The sequence below is a fragment of the Paenibacillus xerothermodurans genome (genome assembly GCF_002220865.2).
Lineage (GTDB): Bacteria > Bacillota > Bacilli > Paenibacillales > NBRC-103111 > Paenibacillus_S > Paenibacillus_S xerothermodurans.
On record NZ_NHRJ02000030.1, the window covers coordinates 1 to 1,220 of the forward strand.

The following is a 1,220-nucleotide window of genomic DNA, read 5'->3' on the forward strand; positions in this document are numbered from 1 at the left end:
ATCATCACCGGGCTCAATTCATATTTGGCTGCGATCTCGTTGACGGTCTGCTCCTCGCGGAGGACCTCCAGCACGACCTTCGTCTTAAAATCTGAGGTATATCGGTTCCGTTTTTCCATAATCTTATTATAACTTATTTATCACTCTCCTGTGTCTCAACCTATGGGAGCATTATAAACTGGCGTAAGCATTAGAGAAATGATGGGAAACAAAGTGAGGAGGAATTTACTTGAAGAAGAAATTATTCATTGCACTTGGACTTACTGGTGTAATCGCAGCGTCTATTGCTGTTGGGGCTTATGCGGCAACGGACATTAAATTATTTATTAACGGGAAAATAATTAATGCGGATTTGCAGATCGTAGATGGATCCAGCTATGTTCCTTTGAGGGTTGTTTCTGAGTCACTTGGAGCTGATGTAAAGTGGGATGGGGAAAAACGGGAAATTAGTATTACGGGACAAATGGGTCAAGTAGGCCAAACCGTCTATGAGAATACCCAATATGGCTTCCGTTTCACGCTGCCGGACAGTTGGAAAGGGTACACGATTGTAACGGACAAATGGGAGGGTCTTTCTGTAGGGGATGCGCAAGGCGATAAAGTCAGCGGCGCGAAACTCAGCATCCGCCATCCCGAATGGACCGCTAAACAGCCAAGACAGGATATCCCTATTCTCGTCTTCACCGTAGACCAATGGAACGAGCTTCAGCAGGATAAATTCCACATCGGCGCAGCGCCTATCGGCCCAAGCGAACTGACGCGCAATGACAAATACGTGTTCGCACTTCCGGCGCGCTATTACTTTGCCTTCCCTGATGGCTACCAAGAAGTGGAAGACATCTTGAAGAGCAAACCGATTCAACCGATGAAGTAATCAAATCTTACAAAAAAAGATTACCCTTTGGCGTATACAGCCTAGAGAACTAACTCCACAATTAATTAGTGAAGATAAACCATTGTGGGTAAGCGATATGTAGACACAATGTTATTGAGCTAAATGGGACACGATAGCATTCCTGTAGAGCGTTAATTTTGAGCTTTGCAAAAAAACGAGCGCCTCGGTACGATGGMAGTGCGAAACGGGTCATAGCCCTTTTAAATTCCATCATCCAGGAGGACGCTCTACTATGAAGTTTAAATCGCAAGCTAGACAAAATCAACTTATTGAAAAGATTACCTCTCATCATTTGGTTATCGGGATTGACATCGCGCAGCAACTG

The 1,220-nt window shown here is 44.6% G+C and carries 2 protein-coding genes; one reads left to right on the forward strand and one right to left on the reverse strand.

Annotation, left to right across the window (positions count from 1 at the left end; all coding sequences use genetic code 11):
• Positions 1 to 119, reverse strand: a 119-nt coding sequence (locus CBW46_RS22410) for a transposase (RefSeq protein WP_165842182.1), incomplete at its 3' end; no start/stop codon positions are given.
• A 110-nt stretch (positions 120 to 229) separates the two neighbouring features.
• Between CBW46_RS22410 and CBW46_RS20885 the strand changes: the two genes are divergently transcribed.
• Positions 230 to 874 carry a copper amine oxidase N-terminal domain-containing protein gene (locus tag CBW46_RS20885; protein WP_207802353.1) on the forward strand — a complete coding sequence of 215 codons (645 nt, stop codon included), beginning with the start codon at positions 230 to 232 and terminating at the stop codon, positions 872 to 874.
• Positions 875 to 1,220: the final 346 nt, after the last annotated feature.